Here is a 4,523-nt window from a genome sequence, read left to right on the forward strand (position 1 = left end):
GGGTCAGCCCGGCGGCCGCGGCCAGCGCGTCGGCCCGGTCGGTCATCGCCTGCAGCGCCGCCGCCGAGGACGGTGTTCCCCCGTGGTGGTTACCGATGGCGTCGGCGGCGGCATCGCGTTCGGCGGTCAGCCGCTCCACCGAGTTCTGGGTGTCCCGGACCAGGTCGACCAGCCGCGGTGCGTCGCTGCGGCGGATCTCGTCGCCCCCGGAGACGCTGTGCGTGGCGCCGAGCAGCAACCCGGCGGCCACGCACACCACCGGCACCCCGAACCGCCAGACGGATCGGCGGGAACGCGTCGGCTCGTCCAACGGTTTCGTCTCCTAACAAGCGGTTCGGTGGCTGCGTTAGGCTTTGCCTACACAGGCTGCCTACACAGTCCTCCTGAACACATAGTCGCACCGATCGTCCGAAGGTTCACATGCCCAAGTCCAAGGTCCGTAAGAAGAACGACTTCACCATCAACCCGGTCAGCCGGACACCGGTGAAGGTCAAGGCCGGGCCGTCCAGCATGTGGTTCGTCGTGCTGTTCGTCGGCCTGATGCTGTTCGGTCTGGTCTGGCTGATCGTGTTCCAGCTGGCCGGCAGCGGTCCGGACGCACCGAGCTTCCTGCAGTGGATGGCCGATCTGAACGTCTGGAACTACGCGATCGCGTTTGCCTTCATGATCACCGGGCTGCTGCTCACCATGCGGTGGCGGTGACCTGCGTCGCCGAGCGGATGCATTCATCTACGTCGCTCGCCGTTTCCGTCCGGGTCACCGAGCAGACATCAGATAACACGGGTGTGATTCATCCCCATTGGGGATAGGGCTTGTGGATAACCCCGTTTCTTGCGGTAGGAGGGTGTGAGTTGTCCACCGCGCAAACTACGTGGAGCCCGCCCACCGCCGGCATCATCGCCTGCGGAACGCTCGGGCTGATCCTCGGCGTGGGCACAGTGATGCTGGTCACAGACGTGCCGGGCCGGATTCTGGTGGGCCTGGCCGCCGCCGGACTGGTCGTGTTTGCGGTGATGTCCTGGCTGTCGCGACCGAAGCTGGCAATCGAGGGCGACCAACTCGTCTACCGCGGCTGGTGGCGGCAGCGGCGGCTGGGCAGAACCGACATCACGCTGATCCGGATCACCGAATTCCGCCGGATCGGGCGCAAAGTCCGGCTGCTCGAGATCGACACCACCGACGACCGGCTGCTGGTGCTGAGCCGATGGGACGTCGGCACCGACCCGCTGCACGTCCTCGACACGCTCACCGAGGCCGGTTTCGCCCCCGGCAGCCGGTGATTTCGGTGTGGTTGTCACCGCTGCACGGCGATAACCACACCGAAATCGCTCAGGAAATGGTGATCGACTCGATGACGACCGGCTCGGTCGGGCGGTCGCCGCGGTCGGTGGGTGTGGTGGCGATCGCGTCGACGACCTTCTGCGACTCCTCGTCGACGACCTCACCGAAGATGGTGTGCCGGCGGTTCAGGTGCGGCGTCGGGGTCACCGTGATGAAGAACTGCGAGCCGTTGGTGCCCGGCCCGGCGTTGGCCATCGCGAGCAGGTAGGGCTTGTCGAACTGCAGCTCGGGATGGAACTCGTCGGCGAACTTGTAGCCGGCGTCACCGCGGCCGGTCCCGGTCGGGTCACCGCCCTGGATCATGAACCCGTCGATGACCCGGTGGAAGATCACGCCGTCGTAGAACGGCCCCGACGAGCCGCCCGAGGCGTTCTCGGTGCTGTAGTCCTTGGTGCCCTGGGCCAGGCCGACGAAGTTGGCCACCGTCTTGGGGGCGTGGTTTCCGAACAATGCGATCTTGATGTCGCCGCGGTTGGTGTGCAGGGTCGCGGTCGCGGTCTGAATGGGACTCGTCACGGGAAGTCAGTGTGCCACGCCCGCTCTGAGGGCCAACCGGGCACCGTGGCGTTCGCAGAGATGGCAGGCTGTGAGGCGTCGTCATCAGGTGTGGAAGAGGTGGGATATGCGCTCCAAGACCGAACCCCGGCTGACCCCCCGTCAGCGGTTGGGCCGCGGGTTGAAGTACTCGACGGTCGGGCCCGTCGACGTCACCCTGGGTGCGGTGGGGCTCGGAGCCGACTCGGTGCGGTCGTCGGCGTCCTGGGCGCAGGACCGTTATCGGCGCAGCCAACTCGCCAAACAGGTCAAAGCCGAGCTCGAGGCCGCCCAGGACACCATCGCCGCCGAACTCGCCGCGGCCCAGGAGGTGGTGGCCAACCTGCCCGAGGCGCTGAGCACTGCGCGCAAGCCCCGCCGCCGGCGCCGCACCCTGCTCTACGCCGGCATCGGCGCCGTCGTGGTGGCCGGGGGAGCGGCGGCGTTCGTGATCATCCGCCGCTCGTCGCAGCCCGAACCGTCCGCGCTGGAACCCAGCGTCGAGGTCGCACCCAAGCCCTGACGCGGTTACCGTCGTTCATGACCGTCTCGGTGTTCGACCTGTTCTCCGTCGGGATCGGGCCCTCGAGCTCACACACCGTGGGCCCGATGCGTGCCGCGAGCCGTTTCGTCGACGAGCTGGGCGCCGGACAGCGGTTGGCTCAGGTCCGCCGGATACGTGCCGAGCTGTACGGGTCGCTGGGCGCGACCGGGGCCGGGCACGGCACCCCGGGTGCGGTGATGCTGGGGCTGGAGGGTTTCGCACCCGAGACCCTCGACCCCGCCGAGGCCCGCACACGGGTCGAGACCATCGGCGCCGAGCGCCTGCTGTGCCTGGCAGGCGAACACACCATCGCGTTCGACCCGCCCGAGGACATCGTCCTGTCGTTGCGCGCCATGGAGTTTCACAGCAACGGCATGGTGTTCTCGGCGCTGGCCGAGGACGGGGCGGTGCTCGCGCGCGGTGTCTACTACTCGGTGGGCGGCGGGTTCGTGCTCGCCGAAGGCGAGTCCGCCTCGCCCGGCGAGGTGGTGGTGCCCCACCCGTTCACCACCGGTGACGAACTGGTCGCACTCGCCGACGACACCGGCTGCCGAATCTCGGAGATCGTCGCCCGCAACGAGGAGGCGCTGGGTCACGGCGACCGGTTGCGCGACGGCCTGCTGCACATCTGGGCGGTGATGCGCGAATGCGTCGACAACGGGCTGTCGGCCGAAGGGGTGCTGCCCGGCGGGCTGCGGGTCCGCCGCCGCGCCCCGGCGGTGGCGCGGGCGCTGGAATCCGACCCCAGCGATCCGCTGTACGCGATGGACTGGGTGACGGTGTACGCGCTGGCCGTCAACGAGGAGAACGCCGGCGGCGGACGGGTGGTCACCGCCCCCACCAACGGCGCGGCCGGCATCATTCCCGCGGTCCTGCACTACTACTGGAGATTCCTGCCCGGGGCCTGCGAGGACGGCGTGATCGAGTTTCTGCTCACCGCGGCGGCCATCGGCCAGCTGTTCAAGACCAACGCGTCGATCTCCGGGGCGGAGGTCGGCTGCCAGGGCGAGGTCGGCTCGGCCTGCTCGATGGCGGCGGCCGGGCTGGCCGCAGTGCTGGGCGGCACACCGAGCCAGGTGGAGAACGCCGCCGAGATCGGCATCGAACACAACCTCGGGCTCACCTGCGACCCGGTCAGCGGGCTGGTGCAGATCCCGTGCATCGAACGCAACGCCGTCGCCTCGGTCAAGGCCATCACAGCTGCCCGGATGGCGTTGCGCGGGGACGGCACCCACCACGTCAGCCTGGACACCGCGATCAAGACGATGCGCGACACCGGCGCCGACATGGCCGAGAAATACAAGGAGACCTCGCTGGGCGGGCTCGCACTCAACGTCGTGGAATGCTGAGCGCCCGGCACCTCAGATGCGGTAGCGCAGCACGTCGGTGACCGGCCGGCGCGGCGTGGGATGCGCCTGTTCACCCTCGGGCGCCTGCCCGACCCGGATCAACAGCTGCGGATGCGGCTGGGCGGTCAGCGCGCTCAGAACGTCGCGGCTGGTGCTCACCTCGGTGATGTGGGTCAGTGTGCAGGTGGCCAGGCCCGCCAGCGTGCACTCCAGCAGCACCGCCGACAGCGCCTCCCCGCAACGCAGCACGGTGGCCGCGGCGTCGTCACCGGTCGAGAGCACCACGATCTTCGACCGGTCTTCGGCCAGCGCCGTGCGACGTTCCGGCAGGGCGGTGACGGGGAAGTTGCGGCCGATCTCGACCCGGTCGCTCTCGGCGGCCGAAACCAGCGAGCTGGCGGGGATACCGTCGTCGGTGCCGAACGGCGCTGTCCACCAGTTCAGTTCGGCGTGATACGACGAGTCGTAGAGCCGCAGTGTCTCACTGATCTGGGCGGCCCCGACCACCTGATGGACGGCGTCGTCGGCGATCACATCGATGAACACGTCCTCGTCGCCGACCGCGCTGCGCAGTCCCGGGCCGACTGTGTCCCAGTGCGGCGGCGCCGCCAACGGCAACCGGTCGGTCCGTCGGCGCCGGATCGCCCCGGCGCGGCAGCGCTGATCATCGGTCACCGCCGGCTGGGGCGCAAAGCCGATCGACGCCAGGTGTTGCGGATCGGTCTGGTCCGGCCAGCGCTGCACCGCGGTGGCCC

The 4,523-nt window shown here is 69.1% G+C and carries 6 protein-coding genes and 1 pseudogene; 4 read left to right on the plus strand and 3 right to left on the minus strand.

The genetic code is table 11. The annotated features are described in order from the left end of the window. Nucleotides 1-310, minus strand: a pseudogene (locus ACXAID_RS27105) (DUF881 domain-containing protein); the annotation flags it as partial. 110 nt (nt 311-420) lie between these two features. On the opposite strand from ACXAID_RS27105, the gene crgA reads away from it, so the two are divergent. Both crgA and ACXAID_RS27115 read left to right on the plus strand, forming a co-directional pair. Beyond that, on the plus strand, nt 421-702 hold the full coding sequence (crgA, locus tag ACXAID_RS27110; RefSeq protein WP_475025268.1) for a cell division protein CrgA: 282 nt from the start codon (nt 421-423) through the stop codon (nt 700-702). A gap of 149 nt (nt 703-851) precedes the next feature. Then, on the plus strand, nt 852-1,280 hold the full coding sequence (locus ACXAID_RS27115) for a PH domain-containing protein (protein WP_475025269.1): 429 nt from the start codon (nt 852-854) through the stop codon (nt 1,278-1,280). Nucleotides 1,281-1,329: 49 nt separating this feature from the next. Here the strand turns inward: ACXAID_RS27115 and ACXAID_RS27120 are convergent, their stop codons facing one another. After that, entirely contained in the window at nt 1,330-1,857 is a 528-nt protein-coding gene (locus tag ACXAID_RS27120; protein ID WP_475025270.1) for a peptidylprolyl isomerase, read from the minus strand. Between the two features lie 106 nt (nt 1,858-1,963). Here ACXAID_RS27120 and cwsA point away from each other — a divergent pair, with 106 nt between their 5' ends. Then, nucleotides 1,964-2,398 (plus strand): cell wall synthesis protein CwsA, encoded by a 435-nt coding sequence (gene cwsA / locus ACXAID_RS27125; protein ID WP_475025271.1) that lies wholly within the window; start codon nt 1,964-1,966, stop codon nt 2,396-2,398. 17 nt (nt 2,399-2,415) lie between these two features. Then, entirely contained in the window at nt 2,416-3,768 is a 1,353-nt protein-coding gene (locus tag ACXAID_RS27130) for an L-serine ammonia-lyase (protein WP_475025272.1), read from the plus strand. A gap of 12 nt (nt 3,769-3,780) precedes the next feature. Here the strand turns inward: ACXAID_RS27130 and ACXAID_RS27135 are convergent. After that, nucleotides 3,781-4,523: Acg family FMN-binding oxidoreductase (locus ACXAID_RS27135; protein ID WP_475025273.1), on the minus strand; the 743-nt coding region annotated here is incomplete at its 5' end.

It is taken from the genome of Mycobacterium sp. ABE4_509 (assembly GCF_056160785.1).